Below are 17,874 nucleotides of genomic sequence, written 5' to 3'. Positions count from 1 at the left end.
CCCGAACCGGGTGTGAACACGCAGACCAAGGAGATAGCGTCATGACGTTGCAGATCGGTTTTCTGTTGTTTCCACAGGTACAACAACTGGACCTGACCGGCCCTTACGATGTGCTGGCCTCGTTGCCGGACGTGAAGGTGCATTTGATCTGGAAGGACCTGATCCCTGTGACGGCAAGCACCGGCCTGGTCCTGAAGCCGACCACCACGTTCGATGACTGCCCTGACCTGGATGTGATTTGCATCCCCGGAGGCAGCGGCGTCGGGCCATTGATGGAAGATCCACCGACCCTGGCGTTCATTCGCAAACACGCCGCCCAGGCACGCTACGTGACCTCGGTGTGCACGGGCGCTTTAGTACTCGGCGCAGCTGGATTGCTCAAGGGAAAACGTGCGACGACCCACTGGGCCTATCATGAATTGCTGAGCTTATTGGGCGCCATCCCGGTTCGGGATCGGGTGGTACGCGACGGCAATCTGCTGACCGGTGGCGGGATCACCGCCGGTATCGACTTTGCCCTGACCCTCGCCGCTGAGTTGTTCGATGCAGACACTGCACAATTGGTGCAGTTGCAACTCGAATACGCGCCCGCACCGCCGTTCAATTCCGGCGACCCACACACCGCGCCGAAAGCCGTGCTGGAGGAAGCCCATCGGCGTTCGGCCGCCTCGCTCACTCAGCGCACGTTGATCACTGCGCGCGTGGCAGCACGGCTAGATAAAGCACTTGATCAGGTCTGAAAGGGACTTTTACAGCGCTCATAAAAAAACCCGCCGAAGCGGGTTTTCCAAGACCATGACGACATCCTGTCGCTGCAATCCTTGCAAATGGTCGGTCATCCATGACCCTGAGCGCGTCCTGCGCTGCAGTTGATAAAGTCAGATTAGGCCAGAAACCAAAAGCGCAAAAGACGACATGACATCGACCGTGCGTAAGCCATTGGCTATGCGTCAGGTTAAGCCCCCAAACGGCCATTTTCTGCAGGCAAAAAAAAACCCGCCGAGGCGGGTTTTCAAGACCATGACGACATCCTGTCGCTGCGATCCTTGCAAATGGTCGATCATCCATGACCCTGAGCGCGTCCTGCGCTTCAGTTGATGGGTGTAGATTACGCTTCGGATCCAATCTGAAACAGGAGACATAGCTACTACTTCATGTAAGACATTCGCCATTGCAGCACTTCCGAAAACCCTTAGACACCTCAGGTCTCAAGCATCTGAGCCGCGAGCATTGCGTCAGGTACGGCTCAACCAGGGTAGGCAATTCATTGTTCGACAAAGGATTTCAGACTCACCAACGCGTGGTCCCACTGTTGGCTGATAACGTCCAGCGAGTGGCGGGCCTCGTCCAGTTGCGTCGGCTCAAAGACCCATCGACGCTCACGCCCCCGCTTGGTGTCACGCACCAGACCGGCGTCAGCCAGCACCCGCAGGTGTTTGGTCACGGCCTGGCGACTGATGTCGGTGCCGGCGGTCAGTTGTGCGATCGACATCGCCCCGCCACCGCACAACACGTCAATCAGCCGCAGCCGGGTTTCGTCGCCAAGTGCGGCGAAGGTCAGCGCCGATCGGCCCAGCGCAGTGGCGGCCAACGGCATCTCCAGCGTTAAGGCGTCAGGGGGCGGCAAGGTACGTCTCGATGTTGGTCATTTGGTCATCCCAACCGCGACTGTTCATGCGGAAGGCTTTCAGGCGGCGCTCTGCCGGAATGTTATCGAAACCGGACTCGACGACCTTCAGCAAAGTGCCGCCATCCATGTCTTCGAGCTCGAACAGCACCAGGGTGGTGGGCTCCGACGAATAGTCCATGTCCGGCTCCACCGCGTACGGATGCCAACGAAACGCAAACACCCGCTCGGGCTCGACCCGCGCCACCTGCACGTCCCAGACCAGATGTTCATAGCCCGGATAAGTGATTTGCCCCTGTGTTCGCTCACCGGCAACGAAGCGTTTGCCATTGAGCGCGACACCAAACCACTTGCCGAAGGACTCGGCATTGGCCAAGGCCCGCCAGACGGTGGAGCGTGGAGCCTTGAGCAGGATCTTTCTTTCGATGCGATCTGATGAGTGCATAGGTCACCTCCGTTGATGAACACTAGGCTCGGATAGGCGGATGCGCAACCTTTGAGTTGCATTAAGCGGATATGCCTCGCCAGTACGATCGTCTTTATCCGCTCAACACCCCCGGTTAACGGTGGTAACGTCCACTGTCTACCGCTCGTCGGTCAGCCCATCAAACCGGTGAAGGAACACTCGATGAAAACACTCCGCGGCAGTTGCCTGTGCAAGGCCATCGCCTATGAACTCGACAGCCTCGACATGCCGATCAGTCACTGCCATTGCCATACCTGTCGCAAAGCGCATGCAGCGGCGTTTGCTTCGACGGCCGGGGTCATGCGTGAACATTTCCGTTGGGTCAAAGGTTTAGACACGTTGTCATCCTTCGAGTCCTCACCCGGAAAACTGCGGCACTTCTGCTCCCGGTGTGGCTCGCACCTGATGGCCGAGCGTTTGGCTCAGCCGCATGTGGTCGTGCGAGTGGCGAGCCTCGATGACGATCCGGAAATAACACCGCAGACACATATCTGGACGTCTCACGCAGTGCCGTGGCTAGCCTTTGAAGGAATTGCCCGGCGTGCCGAGTAACCACCGCCACGGGTTGCACAAGCGTGGCGACTGCACTTCAATCAGCCGTTCAACTCCTCGAAGACCCACGCGAGCTTTCCATGCATCCACGCTTTTTACTGGCCCTTACGCCACTGCTGCTGGCGCCCTTCGCCCATGCCGACGACTGCGCTAGCGCCGCCGACCAACGCACGATGAACGAGTGTGCCGCCAAGGACTACAAGAAGGCGGACACCCAGCTCAACGCGCTCTACAAGCAGATCAATGAACGTTTGAAGGACAACGTCGAGAGCAAAAAACGGCTGGTCGGTGCACAGCGCGCCTGGGTGACATTCCGCGATGCCGAGTGCACGTTCTCGGCGTCCGGGGTGGCTGGCGGCAGCGCTTACCCGATGATCTACAGCCACTGCGAGGCTGAGCTGACGCTAAAACGTATCGAGGCCTTCAAGACCTACCTCAAGTGCCAGGAAGGCGACCTGAGTTGCCCGGTGCCTTGAATAAAAAATCGCAGTCAACACGAGCCCCGTAGGAGCTGGCGCAGCCTGCGATCTTTTGATTTTTCCAACAGACGACTCGTTGTCTGGAGCGGCGCCAAGATCAAAAGATCGCAGCCTGCGGCAGCTCCTACGTGAATCGCATGAGCTTTACCGGATAAACACCTGCGCCGTGGTGATCGCCATGTCGTCGCCCGGCATTTTGATGCTGCCAATCTGTTTCAGGCTGTCGGCATCAAAGATCGCCACGTCGTTGAAGGTCCCGGCCAGGTAGATCTTGCTGCCGTCCTTGTTGAACGAAATGCAGTAGTAGGAGTGATCCAGGTTGACCGCCTTAATCAGCTTCTTCTGTTTGATGTCGTACTTGGCCAGACGATTGAGCACGCCGAGCATCAGGTTCGGATCTTTCGGCGAGCGCATGCCGCTGAAGTAGATCTCGATCAGCGGACCGAAATCGGTGGTTTCGGTCTTGCCGGTTTTCAGGTCGATGCTGAACAGGCCGTAGAGGTTGTCGGCAGTGGCCGGGTCTTGTTTCTTGTCCTTGAATTTCGCGGTGGTGTAGAGCAGCGAGAAGTCGTGCCGATACGTTTGCTGGTTCCACACGTAGAGCACGTCCGGTGCACTGTAGTTGGGGCGTTTCCAGTGGCGGCTAGGGATCAGCACGTCGAACTTGCCGGTTTTCACGTTGACCTTGTAGATGTCCGCACCCGCCACATACAGCGTGCCGTCATCACCGCTTTGCATGATGGTCAGCTGACGCGGTGCCGGGAAGCTGCGAACCGGCTTGGCGCTCATGCCGGCATCGGTGGCGTAGACATCCAGTCTTGGCGGTTGCACTTCATAGTGGTCATTGAGCATCAAGGTCGGGTTGGCGACGGTGTACAGCTCCTTGCCATCGTGGCTGAGGGTGAACGCGAACATCGAACGTGCTTTCTCCCCCGGTTGCTGGGTGATGCTGGCGTGGAACACCGGCTTGCAGCTGTCGAGTTCGACACCGTAAATGTCCGCATAGTGGTTGTTCAGCACGTAGGCGGTCATGCGGTCCGGCGAGAGCTGAATGGTGCCAGGGCCAAAGGCGTCCGGCAGTTTGCAGGTCTTGTACAGGCTGTCGGTTTTAAGGTCGATGACGTTCAGGTTGTTCGGGTAGTTGGTGGTCAGCATGTACTCGTGACCACGTTGAAGCACAGTGTTTTCATCGGCCAGAACACTGAGTGAGCAGACACTCAGGAGGGCGGAAGCGGCCAGGCCGCAGGCATTGATAAGGCGCATGCAGGAATCCTTCTTGGGTCCGATTATTTGTCTTTTGCCTATTTGTCTTTAGGAAACACCGTGCCCAGGTTGCGCCAGCTCTCGTTGGAAGCTTGGGCGTCCTTGTTCCAGTCCGGGTAGGTGCTCATCATGTCCGGCACCTGGGCCGGCCACCAGCAAGGGTCGGAACAGCCATAAAGGTCAGCTTCCATTGGCTGGCACAGCGACGCCACACCGCCAAAGGCGTCGATTTCCCAACCCGGATCGGTGGTCGAGGCGCAGCCGGCGACAGAACTCATGGCCACCACTTCTTCAATACGGTTTTCGGCCGCGGCCTGATCGAGCTTCTGCGCTTTGTTATTGATTGCCTTGAGATGTTTCATATCAGTGAGCCTTGCGCGGAGTGATGTAACTGCTGATAAACGCAGGGTTGTGAGCCATGATCCGGGTGTAGACCTCGATGCCGAAGTCGACCCAGTCACGCATCAGTTCGCAGTAGTGATAGGTCGGATGAGTCGGGTCGCCATAACGGGCGTAGCTCTCGTGGTAGCAGCCGCCGGAACACAGGTTGCGGATCTGGCAGTCTTCGCAACCGGTATTGGTCCGGTCCAGGCGCTGGGACAGGAAGTCGTTCAACTCAACCTGTTTCACGCCGCTGTGCACGTTGCCGAAGGTCGGCAATGACGAGCCGGTGAAACGGTGGCAGAGGTTGAGTTCACCCTTGTGATCCACCGCCAGCATTTTCAGCCCGGCACCGCACGGCAGGGCTTTCTTGTGGCCCTCGTGGATGTCGGTGATCAGCTGGTGCAGGTTGGAGAAACCGATGTTGCGGTGTTCCAGTGCCGCTTCCAGATAACGTCGGCCGAGTTTCTTCATGTTGGCGAAGACTTCGATCAGTTCGTCGCTGGACAGGTTGAAGCTGCTGATGTCGCCCGAGGTCACCGGGGCAAAACCGACTTCGGCAAAACCCAGTTCGTTGAACAGGTGATCCCAGATAGTTTCGACGTCGGTGACACCGGTAGTCAGGGTCACGCGCGCGCCGACCGGGCGGCTGTTGTAGCGCGACAGCAGCATCTCGGCCTTGCGCCGAACCACGTCATAAGTGCCCTGCCCGCCCACGGTGATGCGGTTGCGGTCGTGCACGGTTTTCGGTCCGTCGATGCTCACCGACAAACCAAAGCGGTGGGCGTTCAGGTAGTCGACCGTTTCCTCGGTGAGCAGCGTGGCGTTGGTGGTCATGACGAATTCGACGAACTTGCCGGCCTCGCGAAACCGCTTCTCGCAGTAGTCGACCATGTACTCGATCAGCTTGCGGTTGCTCAACGGCTCGCCACCGAAGAACACCACGGTAAAACGCTCTTCGTCAGGGGATTCGCGCAGCAGCATTTCCACCGACGCGACGGCGGTGTCGACGTCCATCTTTTTGCCCGCCGACGGCTTGTCGAGATCTTCCTTGTAGCAGTAGGTGCAGCTCAGGTTGCAGCCGGTATTGACGTTGAGCACCACGGTGTTGATCGCCGTGCGTTCGACCCGTTTGGTGCCAATGTCCGGGGTCAGCGGTGAGCCGTCGCTGACCAGTTCCAGAGAGATCAGCTCGCCCAGTGTTTCGTTGATTTCTTCGCCGTTGAAGCGTGCCGCCAAGCGCTGGACCAAGTCCTCCGACGAACAGCCGGGACCGCGCAAGGTATCGATGATGGTGCCGGTCAGCTCATCGCTGGCGAACAGCGAACTGCTGGGGATATGGAACAGCATGCGGTCGGCATCAACGTGCACTTCGTGCAGATTGCGCTCGACCAGATTCAAAATAGCGCTCATTACAACCTCCTGTGCAAACCCCCGTTTGGCGAGGCCTGCTGTCATTCCAAAAAAGTGTCTGAAACCTGGGGGATCAGTCAGCTCAGGTTTTCAAATCATGGAATGGGTGGATTGTTCCAGCGTTGCACGGTGACGATCATGTGGCCCTCGCCGGTCAGGGATTTCCCTGCGTCGTCGACGGCGGCGATCACCTTGAGGTTACCGGCGTTATTGGTGGACATCTTGCGTGCAGGGTTTGGTCCCGCATCACCCGGGGTGAACACGCCGCTGTCGGCCTGCATGGTGCCGGCAAACTTGACGTCCTGGTCTTCCTTGGCGCGGTCGTCGAAAGCTTCGACCTTCCACTGCGCCGGAAACACACCAATGCGATACGGTTTGCCGTCGATCCCTTTGCCCCAGGCTTCGGCGTCAAAACGGCCCTGGACTTTCGGGGTCGAACCGCCGCCCTCACCGATCCGCGCCACCGAAAATTCCGGCACCACCTTGACCTCGGCAATCTGGCTGTAGACCGCCAGCGTCACGCCTTTCAAGTTGCCAATCATGACCTCGCGTGCGCCTGGTTTGGCGTCGGCGGCCGCTTTGATTTTGACCTTGATGCGCTCTGGACTTTGCTCCAGCACTTGCGCCACTTCAACGCCGCTGCCGAAGTTCGGCGTGCCTTGCAGACCGCTGCCGATCAGGGTCACTTCAGTTTCGCTGCCAGCCTTCAGGTAACCTGGCTGCACCGCCAGCAAACGGCTGGAGCCTTGTTTTGCGGCGATAAAGTCGAGACCGCGCTCATCGTGCTCGGCGTCGAACATCCGGCCTTGTAGCTCAGAGCCCTTGACCGCGAACACCTGACGCATGACCACGCCGTCAATGGTCACGTTGCCGCGCCATTCATAACCTGAGTAGAGGATCGCACTGCCGTCGCCATTGAACGGGCTGCCGTCGGCGTATTGGCCTTTGACCGTGACCTTGAATTGGTCGTCGCCCGAGGCACTGACGCTCATCACACCGGCCAGCTCACCCTTGCCCGACAAGTGGCCGCTGAAGCTCCAGGCACCCACCAGCGTGTCGGACTTCGGAGCAGTTTTCTGCCAGCTTTTCCAGGCCGGGTTATCCAGTGGATAGCGCTTGGCCAACAGCGGCACCATGTCTTTGCGGGCAATGTCGAACCAGTCGCGGTCGCGGGCCAGCGCCTGGTATTCCAGGGACGGCCATTGGCCCAGATGGAAATTCACCAGACGTTCCCACTCCTGGGCAGGCCGCCGTTGCAGGGCGATCCGCGCGCCGGAGTGGCAGCGGCCGCACATCTGACTGGTCTGGTCGTCGAAATGCTCGACGGTGTTGAGTCGACGCTCCAGCGCATAACGCACGCCATCGGTTTCGCTCGGTGCCAGGCCCTGGGTATCGGCGAGGTATTTGACCAGCGTGCGACGGTCCTCATCACTGATCCGCAAACCGTGCATGGTCTGCATCCGGGCGATGCTCATCAGCCAGCCTTCGGGGGTTTTGCGTTGGTGGCTGATACGGCTCAAGGCATTGTCGGCCTCGGGGGTATGACAACCCTGGCAGGTTTCCTTGAGAATGGTTTGGGCGTCACGCGCCGCCATGCTTTGCGGAGCATGCAGGGCGGCACACGCGGCGAGCGCCAGCAGACTGGCGCTCATGCCTGATCGGAGTTTTCTCTTCATCAACGTCGAACCTCGCACGGTGCTTTCTTATTGTTGTGGCTTATCGTTTTTATGGTTTCTGCCGTCGGCGTCGATGAACTGACGGAGGCAAGAGAAACGTCTGCGAGAAGCAATACACGGAGCGTGCCAGCTTAAAAATAGTCTTCTGAATCAGCCGGTTGACGATAATTTCAGATTTTTTATCACGCTGGGAAAAGCCTGGAGACGTCTAATTACGCGACAACTGTTGCACTCTGAGACGAAGCAAAGATCGCCCGGCTCGACATCAAAGTGCCTGCTACGCTTGCTATTCGCACATCATGTGCCCTACGCCTCAAACCACCGAAAACCTGAGGAAAGCATCATGGGATCAAAAGGAAATGATCATAACTGCACCCATTGTGGCTGCGAAAACCCGATCTGGAATGCACTCAAACACACCCTCGACCTGACAGCCCACACGGGCCTGGCATCCTCCCTCGCTCCAGAGCCCGACAGCGAGTCGATCGTCTTCACCGGCGGCGTGATTTATCCGCTCAAGGACGGCAACATGGATGATCGGGTCGAAGCGCTGGGCATCCATGGTGGCGACGTCGTCGCCTCCGGTAGCCTCGCTGACGTGCAGGCGCGCATGAAAGCCAAAGGCATCGCTTATCAGACTCGGTTGCTGGAGGGCAAAACCCTGCTGCCCGGCCTGATCGAGCCTCATGTGCACATCGTGCAGACGTGTGCCATACAAGGTTGGCTGGACCTGGGCGCCATCATGGAGCTGTCGCCTGAGGACCATGCCAAAAACCGGCTGAACCCGGATGCCCTCAAACAAGACCAGCGGCTACGCCCCTGCTATGACTGGAACTGGTTGAAGGGTGAAATCCGTAAAAACATTCCCGAAGACAGTTCGACCTGGATTCTCGGCCGCATGGTCGACCCGGCCCTGATGCCGTTCAAGGAGGTGAAAGGCGGTCTCAACCAACTCACGACGTTTCACTGCGATCTCAATGAAACCGGGGACAGAGTCGGCAATCTGGACAGCATCGTGACGCAAAACCCGTTACTGATGATCAGCGCCTCGATGCACACCATTTACTTGAACACTGCGGCGTGCGAGGCGGTCTACAACAGCAACAATGAATACAGCAAAGAGCTGCGTACGAAATATTCGACCTGTCAGGAGTACATCGAAGACACGCACGGCAATCTTCAGGAGAAAGCCGGGATGATGCCGGCCATCTGTTCGATTCCGTTCAAGCAGGGTCTCGACCTGTTGAATATCTTCAGGTACATCAACGACTATTTCGAGCAAGCGTCCCGCCGGGGCGTCACCCTGCTCTACGACGCCATGATGGACACATTCTCCAAAACCGTCCTGAAAGCCTATGACCTGAAGCACCATCGCAACCTGCGGATCGGTTATGTCGTCCCCTACGACAGTAAAGACTCCAAGAAAAAAGCGGATTTCCCCGTCACCAGGGAAGCCGCCAGAAGTTTTTATCAAGCCGGGCTCAAGTTGATATCGGATGGCTCCAACCAGGGGCTTACGGGCTACCAGGCCCAAGAGTACTGCTGTTATACGGAGCCCCCGCTCGGTAACTTCAACTTCTGTGATCCTGGAGACACGACCCCGACGGTCATTCCCGACGCTTATCAGACCACCATCAACGACGCCGTGGCCACCGGCTGGCCACTGATGATTCACGCCAACGGTGATCAGGCGATCGAGTTCACACTTCAAGCCTATGAGACGGCGCTGGGCGGTTGCAGTGGCCTGGAAAAAAGGCACCGCATCGAACACTGCTCGCTGCTGACCGACAGCCACATCCAGACCATGAAGCGACTGGGCGTCTCTCCCAGTTTCCTGATCGGTCATGTCGGTTACTGGGGCTACAGTTTCGAAAAGGCGATTTTCAAGGACAAAGCCACACGGATGCTTGATCTGTGCCAGTCGGCCCTGGACCACAAGCTGAGAATCTCGCTGCACAGCGATTGTTCGGTCACACCACTGGGGCCGTTGCGCTCGATGGAGCAAGCCGTGACCCGGAAAATGGAAGGCATGCGCGATAATCAGGGTCTGTTTATCCGCGACCCGCGTCAGCAACCGATCCTCAACGAAGCCGAGTGCCTGTCGCGCAAGCAAGCCTTGAAAGCCATCACCTATGACGCCGCCTGGCAATGCCATGCCGAGGACTGGATGGGGTCGTTACAGGATGGCCATTTTGCTGATCTGGTGATTCTCGAACAGGACCCGCTAGACGAAAGAGTCCCGGCCACGAGTATCCGCGACATCAAGGTTTGCGAAACCTGGAAAGGGGGCCGCAAGGTGTACGCCAACCTGGACAGCTGATCCGTAAAAAGCAGGCTTGCCCACGAAGGCGGTAGGTCTGTCACCCTCAATACCGGATGACAGACCCTAGTCGTGAGCAAGCTCGCTGTCACAGGTTTCATCGGCGTCTGTCTCAAGCCGTCTCAATCTGCGACATCCGATCATCGTTTCATTACCTCACTCGGCCCTCAACCCCCGATAAACACGAGGCCCGGAAAACTGGCACAACCGTTGCGAAAGACCTCGTCACACGAACAAGACGAGGTCTTACCATGCCGCTCCCTTATCTGCTTCCTGCCGTTTCGGTGTTCATCCAGCGTGCGCCGCGCATGCTGATCGGCGCCGAGTGGGTCGAGGCCGCTGACGGCCAGACCATGCCCCTGCACAACCCGGCAACCGGCGAAGTGCTGTGTGTTGTACCGAAGGCTACGCCGGACGACGTTGATCGCGCCGTGCTTGCCGCGCGTCACGCGTTCGATGATTCGGCCTGGGCCCGCACCCGCCCTCGGGAGCGGCAAAACCTGCTGTGGAAGCTCGCTGACCTGATGGAGCGCGACGCCGAATTGCTCGCGCAACTGGAATGCCTGAACAACGGCAAAAGCGCGGCCGTGGCGCAGGTCATGGACGTGCAGTTGTCCATCGACTTCCTGCGCTACATGGCCGGTTGGGCGACCAAGATCGAAGGTTCCAGCGTCGAAGTCTCGCTGCCACTGATGCCGGGCGATCAGTTCCACAGCTTTATCCGTCGTGAAGCGGTGGGTGTGGTCGGCGCCATCGTCGCCTGGAATTTCCCGCTGCTGCTGGCCTGCTGGAAACTCGGCCCGGCCCTCGCGACCGGTTGCACCGTGGTTCTGAAACCCGCGGATGAAACGCCGCTGACCGCACTGAAACTCGCCGAGTTGGTACTGGAAGCCGGCTACCCGAGCGGGGTGTTCAACGTCGTCACCGGCACCGGCATCACCGCAGGTTCTGCGCTGACCCACAACCCGTTGGTGGACAAACTGACCTTCACCGGCTCCACTGCCGTCGGCAAGCAAATCGGCAAGATCGCCATGGATTCCATGACCCGGGTCACCCTGGAACTGGGCGGTAAATCGCCGACCATCGTCATGGCAGATGCCAACCTCGGCAGTGCCGCCGCCGGGGCCGCCAGCGCGATCTTCTTCAATCAGGGCCAGGTCTGCTGCGCGGGCTCGCGGCTTTATGTGCAGCGCAAGCATTTCGACAATGTGGTGGCTGACATTGCCGGCATCGCCAACGCCATGAAGCTGGGCAACGGCCTGGACCCAAGCGTTGATATGGGGCCGCTGATTTCGGCGCGCCAGCAAGAGCGGGTGTATAAGTACATCGAAATGGGCCGTGAGAGTGGCGCGACCATTGCTTGTGGCGGTGAGCAATTGGGTCCTGGATTCTTCGTCAAACCGACGGTGATTGTCGACGTCGATCAAAAGCACTCGCTGGTTCAGGAAGAGATCTTCGGACCGGTACTGGTAGCGATTCCGTTCGATGACGAAGCCGATGCATTGCGCATGGCCAACGACAGTCCGTATGGCTTGGGTGCGAGTATCTGGTCCAACGACCTCGCGGCCGTGCACCGGATGATTCCACGGATCAAGTCCGGCTCGGTCTGGGTCAACTGCCACAGCGCCCTCGACCCGGCGTTGCCGTTTGGCGGTTACAAGATGTCCGGCGTAGGCCGAGAGATGGGGTATGCAGCGATCGAACATTACACCGAGTTGAAGTCGGTGTTGATAAAGCTCTAACCCCCGTAGGAGCGGCCGAAGGTCGCAATCTTTTGGCGGTGTTACGCCATGCCGAAGATCAAGATCAAAAGATCGCAGCCTTCGGCCGCTCCTACGGTTTGAAACCTTGGGACAGTAGCCAACTGCGTACCACCCGCCCCTGCTCCACCGTCAAACCTTCCAGCGCTTGGTCAGCCGGCTCGGTTTGCAAACGACGCAGCAACGGCGCCAACTCAACCCCTTGCACATGCCAGATCCCCAATGGCTGATCCGCTGTGATCACCACCTCGGCCTCGTCGACAAACCCATCGCGCAGCACCGGTGCGCGCTCAATGCTCAGAGACTCAAACTCTGCGGGTACATGAGCCAGCGCCGTGTCCGGCCACTGTCGACGCGCACGCCAGAACGGCTCGTCCTGCCAGCGCAGTTCATCGGCATAAAAATCCCGCCCCATGCGCGCAAACCGCAAAAACAGTTGCTCGACCCGTTGTTGATGGAAGCGCTGAGCCAAGGCCGCCCGCTCAGGTTTACCCAGCAAGGTGTTGATCACCACCGGCGCCTGCAAGGCTGAGGACAGGGATTGAAAGATGCCATTGCCTGACAGCGGATCGACCGCCATGGCCGCATCGCCAACCCGAATCCAGTTATCGCCGCACACCTGCGGATTGAGAATCGCCGTGCTGCTGCGGGCATGCAGTTGCAGCTCGATTTCAGGCTGCGAGCCGAAAAAATCGACAGCCAACGGCGAGTCCTGACGGCGCTGGCGACAGTAATCGAGCAACTGCGCTTTGCCCGGCAACTCGGCGCTGGCCACGTCCACGGTCAACTGCCAATAACATTGACCGTCGGCCCGCCGCGCCATCCAGGCCCAACCGTCCTGTAGACTTTCCACCGCGCTGGCGGTGTCGCCTGGCGCGCACTGCCAACGGTTGAGCAAGCTGACCGTCTCCGGTCCACGTAGTCCTTTACCAAGCGCCGGCGCTTGACGACCACGGGCTTCCACCAGAAATTCGCTGTTCAACTCAGCATGACCTTCGACCTCAACCCGATGGCCCGACGCCTGTGAGTGGACCGCCAGCACCCGGCCTTCGATCAACTCGACACCGGCCAGACGCAAATCCTCACGCAGGCCTCGATCAAAGCTCGGCCGATCCAGTAGAAATTCGATGTTTTGCGCATGTTGCTGGCCGTTCCACGACACCTGCCGCTGCGACGGCAACGCAGCCTCCGCCAGTGCCTGATTCAAACCAGCACCGCGCAGGGCTTCGAGCACCCGTTGCGAAACGCCTTCGAGCGCCGCAAAACGCCGCCAGTCACTGACCAGCGTCACCGCATAACCCAGCCGGCGCAGACCCAACGCCACCGCCGCGCCCGCAGGCCCGGCGCCGAGAATCAGGATTGCATTCATTTCCAGATTCGCCGCTCGGGGCCACGATAACGGGCGTTGTCCCGTAGCCATTCAAGGATCTGCATATTGCTCGCGTCGAGGTGTCCGGCGAGAAAATTGGCGATATGCCCGGTCAACGCCGCGCAACCGAGACTGGCACCGGATTGCCCTGGGTACGTGCCCTGAACGCAGGCGGCAAAGTCGGCCTGCTGGCTGTTGAGCCATGACCATTCGTGTTCGCCGCAACGTGCATCACCGGTCACCCGCACCACCTGCGGGTAACTCGCTGGGTACACGCCCTCGCCTTGTGCCGGACTCGACGCGCACAACAAAACACCACGGGCCAATGCCGCCGAACAGGCTTCACGCAGCAGACCGCGGTCCTGGCGTAAACCCAGGCTGAGGTTGATCACCCGCACATCCTGCGTCACCAGCCAATCGATCGCCGTGGCGATTTGCAAGGCGCTGGTCACTCCGCGCTGGTCGAACACCTGCGCTACGCAAAACCGTGCAGAGGCTGCGCGCCGGCTGATCGCTTCGACAACCGCGCTGCCGTGGCCGCTCGGATCGTCACGCAGCTCGTCTTCGGCGAGTCCGTCCTCGACCAGGTAAAACCGTCGCCCGGCGCTCACCTGCCCGCGTTGTGCCACGGAATGTCCGCTGTCGACCACGCCAATCCTTAGCTCAAGCTTCATGCAGCACCTTAACCTGCGTTAGCACGCCGTCGAACAACTCAAAGCGCAGATCAGCATCGGCCAGAGTCGAGGGACGATGGCTGATCAGGATTCGTGTACGTCCGGCAAACAGTCGATCGATGGCCTCGATAACTTCCCGTTCAGTGGCCTCATCGACCGCCGAAGTGGCTTCATCCAGCACCAGAATCAGCGGATTCTGCAACAGCGCACGGGCGATGGCGATCCGCTGTTTCTGCCCACCGGACAACTGCTGACCGCGCTCGCCCAAGGGACTGTCGAGGCCTTCGGGCAGGGACGCGATCAGGCTGTCGAGCTGTGCCAGCCGCGCCACTTCGGCCACCGCCTCACGGCTGGCATCTGGCACCGCGTAAGCGAGGTTATCCGCCAGGCTGCCGCGAAACAGCACGATGTCCTGGCTAACCACGGCGATCCGCTGACGCAACTCGAACAGCGCAAGCTCTCTCAGGTCGACCCCGTCCAGCAGCACTCGACCAGACTGCGGGTCGTGATGCCGTTGCAGCAGATCGATCAGCGTCGACTTGCCAACCCCGGAGCCGCCGCTCAGGGCTACTTTCAAACCGTAGGGAATACGCGCGTCGATGCCGCGTAAAGTCACCGGGCGCCCAGGATGGCTGAAATGCACCGCCTCAAAACACAGTTCGCCAGAGCTCGGCATTGGCTGCGGCGTTACTGGCGTGACGACACTCGGCTGTTCACCGCGCAGCTCCATCACCCGACCCAGGCTGACAGTCATCCGTTGAATCGCCACGTACAACCCGAGCAAGCTCTGCACCGGCCCGACCGCCATGCCCAGATACGTCGAAAACGCGATCAACGCGCCGAGCTGCCAGGTGCCCTGCACCACCCAATAACCACCCATCAAAAATGCACAGGCTCGCGACAAAGAGGTCAGCGTGCCGGGCACCGCCTGGGTGAAAAACTCGGTGACTTGCAGACGTAGTAACTGGCTCATGTAGCCCTGCCCCAATGTTTCGAGGCGCCGTGCTTCGCGTTGTTGCTGGCCGGCGGACTGGATGAATTTCATCACCGGCAGGGTTTCGACCATGAACGAGGACATGTCCGCCGAACGCTCACGCAATTGCCGCACATCACGCTCGACCTTGCGCCGCATCCAGCGCAGCCAAAGCACGTCCAGCGGAATCAACACCAACGCCAGCAGCGAGAGTTTCCAAGACAAGGTCAGCAACATCGCCACTGCGCAGACCAGACCGATGACGCTGGAAACCGCCGAGAACAGCGAGTCGACGGCAAAGCGCTGGATCTCCGCGACATCACCGTCGAGGCGCGACATCAGGTCGCCGATCCGCCGTTGCCCGTAAAAGCCGGGCGACAATGTCTGCAAATGCCGATAAAGATCATCACGCAGGGCAAACAGAATGCGCCCCGACAACCGTGTGTGCAGGTAGCGATTGATCCCCGACAATCCGGTGCCGAGCAGTCCGGCAACAATCATCAACCCGGCGATCAGCACCAGCATGGAAAAGTTGTGCGCCAACAGCCCATCATCGATCAGCAACTTGGTCAGCCAGGGCTGTACCAACACCAGCAACGAGGCGCACACCGACAACCCGAGCAGTCCGGCAATCGCCAGCCGATGCGGGCGCACGAAGCCATACAGCCACTGTAATGCGGCGTCCAGTGCCTGGGAGTTGTGACTGTCGACCAGCCTGACGATCAAGCGACGCATCAGCTGCGCAACTGTTTGAGCTTGCGGTACAGCGTCGCTCGGCTGATGCCCAGCGCATCGGCAGCCGCCGAAACGTTGCCATGATGATTGTCGAGGGACTGTCGGATCAGCTCCAGTTCGTTCTCGCGGATACTGCCGGAGGGCGAATGCTCGCAGGCATTCAACTCGTCGAGCATGCTATCGGGCAAATGCTCCAGGCTCACCACGGTTTCACCGGGTTCGCGCATCGCCAACGCGGTACGCAGCACCATCTCCAGCTGTCGGATGTTGCCCGGCCAGTGATAACCGGCGAGCAGACTGCTCAGGTCCTCTTTGAGCTTGACCGTCGGGGCGTCCAGTTTGCCGAGCAGACGGTTCACCAACTCGTTGAAGTCATCGCGCTCGCGCAAGGCCGGCAGCATCACGCTGATGCCGTTGACTCGATAGAACAGGTCTTCGCGAAAGTGTTTGTCCTCGACCAGATGCTTGAGGTCGCGGTGGGTGGCGCAGATCAGCGCGACGTCGATGTCTTGCTCTTCACCCGCCCCTAGCGGTGCAACCTTGCGGTCCTGCAACACCCGCAGCAGGCGCGCTTGCAGTGCCAGCGGCATGTCGCCGATTTCATCGAGGAACAACGTGCCGCCATGGGCCTGTTGCAAGCGGCCGATCATCCCGCCCCGTCGTGAGCCGGTGAACGCCCCTTCGCGGTAGCCAAACAGTTCCGACTCGATCAGGCCTTCGGGGATCGCAGCACAATTGACCGCAACGAAGGGTTTGTCGCAACGGCTGCCGGCCCTGTGCAGCGCCCGGGCGATGACTTCCTTGCCAGTGCCGGTTTCCCCCAACAGCAACACCGGCAACTCATTGGCCAAGCCTTGCCGGGCCATGCGCAATGCACGCGCATACCGCGCATTGCTGCCGGCCAGGGATTCGAGATCGGGCGGGGGTTTGGTGGTTTTGGCAACGCCGCGCGGCGTGCTGCTGATATTGATCGAGCGCTGTGGTGCATGCAGGGTTTTGTAAAAGAACTCGCCTTTGGCGGTTTGCAGACTGCCGATTCCGCCTTGTTGCAGACGCGCCAGCAGTTGCAGGCCATCAACCCCCAGAAACTCTTCGCAACGATGACCGACCAAGGCTGGGCGCTCGGCATTGAGCAACTGACAAGCCTGGGCACTGACCGCCAGAATCTGCCCGCCGAGGCTCACCGCCAACAAACCTTGCCAGGGAGACTCGAGGTACTGCCGACGGCTATGAAAGGCCAGCACGATCTGTTCGGGGAAGCTTGCGTTGAACACCCGGCTTTCAATCTGACTGACGGCCATCGCCAGCAACGAGGTGCTGTCATGCACCCGACCCAACGGGCCTTCACGGGTCAGATCGAGTACGCCAAGGATGTCGCCTTGAGGGCAGTGAATCGGCACCGAGGTGCAGGAAAAATCGCTTAGACGGTCGAGGTAATGTTCACCACAGTCGATCAACGTCGGCCGGGCTTCTACCAGTGCAGTGCCGAGGGCGTTGGTACCGCGTGCTGCTTCACTCCAGCAGGCGCCCAGGGTGATGTCTTGCAGGCCACTGCCCTTGAGACGGTCGGCACGGCCTTCGACCGCGAGAATGGTCGCATCGGAATTGGCGAGGATGATCAGCCCTTCCTTACCCTGACGCGCGGCCAGGTAATCGATGGCCGGCATCGCGGCGTCGATCAGCAAGCGATTGCTCGCCAGCAACACCTCAAGGCTGGCGCTCGATTCCAGCGCCAACTCATGCTTGCCATTGAAGTGCACGCCATGGCTCAAGCTGCGCCGCCATGAGGCATCGATTTCAGCGCGCAACACCCCGTTCGGGACTTCGCCTTCAAGGTGAAGCTTCTCCCGGGCCCGCCGGGCTTCATGCTGCAGTTCTGGCGTTATTGTTTTTATAAGAGTCATCAAGCGCTCCGGATCGGTCCGCCCAGTCTCTGGCCGGGTCACTTCCAGACATGCGACGAAGCACGCACGTCATGGGGAAATATCTACCCGGTTCAGATGGCAGTAAAGGGAAGTTTGCCCGATACCTCGGACAGCCCTTCCCTCAAGCAAAACCTGCGCCATGGGAAAACGGCGCCAGCGCCTATGTTTACGTTAACGTCAAGAGAGTGGCAAGTGCCGTAGAGCGCTTGCTACTGTGCACTAGCACGCCAGTACCCACAGGGAACGCTGTCACCGTCCGAG

Annotated in this window: 15 protein-coding genes; 5 read left to right on the top strand and 10 right to left on the bottom strand. The window is 59.6% G+C overall.

Going from position 1 to position 17,874, the window contains the following annotated elements; all coding sequences use genetic code 11:
• Positions 1-41 precede the first annotated feature (41 nt).
• Positions 42-740 (top strand): isonitrile hydratase, encoded by a 699-nt coding sequence (gene inhA, locus BLL42_RS23160; RefSeq protein WP_071554519.1) that lies wholly within the window; start codon positions 42-44, stop codon positions 738-740.
• A gap of 524 nt (positions 741-1,264) precedes the next feature.
• Here inhA and BLL42_RS23155 read toward each other — a convergent pair.
• Positions 1,265-1,627: an ArsR/SmtB family transcription factor gene (locus tag BLL42_RS23155; protein ID WP_236721924.1), complete on the bottom strand. Its 363-nt coding sequence runs from the start codon at positions 1,625-1,627 to the stop codon at positions 1,265-1,267.
• The gene (locus BLL42_RS23150; protein ID WP_071554515.1) at positions 1,614-2,072 is read right to left on the bottom strand and encodes an SRPBCC family protein; all 459 of its coding nucleotides are present in this window, start codon (positions 2,070-2,072) and stop codon (positions 1,614-1,616) included. The genes BLL42_RS23155 and BLL42_RS23150 overlap by 14 nt, the downstream gene beginning before the upstream one ends.
• 183 nt (positions 2,073-2,255) lie before the next feature.
• On the opposite strand from BLL42_RS23150, the gene BLL42_RS23145 reads away from it, so the two are divergent.
• On the top strand, positions 2,256-2,645 hold the full coding sequence (locus tag BLL42_RS23145; RefSeq protein WP_071554513.1) for a GFA family protein: 390 nt from the start codon (positions 2,256-2,258) through the stop codon (positions 2,643-2,645).
• Between the two features lie 80 nt (positions 2,646-2,725).
• Complete coding sequence (locus tag BLL42_RS23140; protein ID WP_071554511.1) at positions 2,726-3,121, top strand: lysozyme inhibitor LprI family protein; 396 nt, start codon at positions 2,726-2,728, stop codon at positions 3,119-3,121.
• 147 nt (positions 3,122-3,268) lie between these two features.
• Here the strand turns inward: BLL42_RS23140 and peaD are convergent, their stop codons facing one another.
• From peaD to peaA, 4 genes are all read right to left on the bottom strand, one after another.
• Positions 3,269-4,387 carry a quinohemoprotein amine dehydrogenase subunit beta gene (gene peaD, locus BLL42_RS23135; RefSeq protein ID WP_071554509.1) on the bottom strand — a complete coding sequence of 373 codons (1,119 nt, stop codon included), beginning with the start codon at positions 4,385-4,387 and terminating at the stop codon, positions 3,269-3,271.
• 38 nt (positions 4,388-4,425) lie between these two features.
• Complete coding sequence (gene qhpC / locus BLL42_RS23130) at positions 4,426-4,749, bottom strand: quinohemoprotein amine dehydrogenase subunit gamma (RefSeq protein ID WP_071554507.1); 324 nt, start codon at positions 4,747-4,749, stop codon at positions 4,426-4,428.
• A gap of 1 nt (position 4,750) precedes the next feature.
• Positions 4,751-6,181, bottom strand: coding sequence for a quinohemoprotein amine dehydrogenase maturation protein (gene peaB / locus BLL42_RS23125; RefSeq protein WP_071554505.1), 1,431 nt, complete (start codon positions 6,179-6,181; stop codon positions 4,751-4,753).
• A gap of 95 nt (positions 6,182-6,276) precedes the next feature.
• Positions 6,277-7,857 carry a quinohemoprotein amine dehydrogenase subunit alpha gene (gene peaA / locus BLL42_RS23120; protein WP_071554503.1) on the bottom strand — a complete coding sequence of 527 codons (1,581 nt, stop codon included), beginning with the start codon at positions 7,855-7,857 and terminating at the stop codon, positions 6,277-6,279.
• Positions 7,858-8,200: 343 nt separating this feature from the next.
• On the opposite strand from peaA, the gene BLL42_RS23115 reads away from it, so the two are divergent.
• Together BLL42_RS23115 and BLL42_RS23110 are read left to right on the top strand one after the other, a co-directional pair.
• A complete protein-coding gene (locus tag BLL42_RS23115) occupies positions 8,201-10,177 on the top strand; it encodes an amidohydrolase (protein WP_071554501.1) in 1,977 nt (658 codons plus the stop codon).
• A 251-nt stretch (positions 10,178-10,428) separates the two neighbouring features.
• Positions 10,429-11,919 carry an aldehyde dehydrogenase family protein gene (locus BLL42_RS23110; protein ID WP_071554499.1) on the top strand — a complete coding sequence of 497 codons (1,491 nt, stop codon included), beginning with the start codon at positions 10,429-10,431 and terminating at the stop codon, positions 11,917-11,919.
• 91 nt (positions 11,920-12,010) lie between these two features.
• On the opposite strand, the gene qhpG is transcribed toward BLL42_RS23110, so the two are convergent.
• Genes qhpG through BLL42_RS23090 form a run of 4 tightly spaced genes read right to left on the bottom strand, consistent with a single transcriptional unit; the run spans position 12,011 to position 17,592 of the window.
• Positions 12,011-13,306, bottom strand: a complete 1,296-nt coding sequence (gene qhpG, locus BLL42_RS23105; protein ID WP_071554497.1) for a flavin-dependent monooxygenase QhpG — start codon at positions 13,304-13,306, stop codon at positions 12,011-12,013.
• Positions 13,303-13,980, bottom strand: a complete 678-nt coding sequence (qhpE, locus tag BLL42_RS23100) for a subtilisin-like serine protease QhpE (protein ID WP_071554495.1) — start codon at positions 13,978-13,980, stop codon at positions 13,303-13,305. The genes qhpG and qhpE overlap by 4 nt, the downstream gene beginning before the upstream one ends.
• A complete protein-coding gene (locus BLL42_RS23095) occupies positions 13,970-15,688 on the bottom strand; it encodes an ABC transporter ATP-binding protein (RefSeq protein WP_071554493.1) in 1,719 nt (572 codons plus the stop codon). The genes qhpE and BLL42_RS23095 overlap by 11 nt, the downstream gene beginning before the upstream one ends.
• Positions 15,688-17,592: a sigma-54-dependent Fis family transcriptional regulator gene (locus tag BLL42_RS23090; protein WP_071554491.1), complete on the bottom strand. Its 1,905-nt coding sequence runs from the start codon at positions 17,590-17,592 to the stop codon at positions 15,688-15,690. Before BLL42_RS23090 ends, BLL42_RS23095 begins: the two co-directional genes overlap by 1 nt.
• Between the last annotated feature and the right edge of the window lie 282 nt (positions 17,593-17,874).

Source organism: Pseudomonas frederiksbergensis, from assembly GCF_001874645.1.
In the GTDB taxonomy this organism is placed as follows: Bacteria; Pseudomonadota; Gammaproteobacteria; order Pseudomonadales; family Pseudomonadaceae; genus Aquipseudomonas; species Aquipseudomonas frederiksbergensis_B.
Note: the sequence above shows the minus strand (reverse complement) of the source record. Positions and strands in the feature narration are given on the sequence as shown.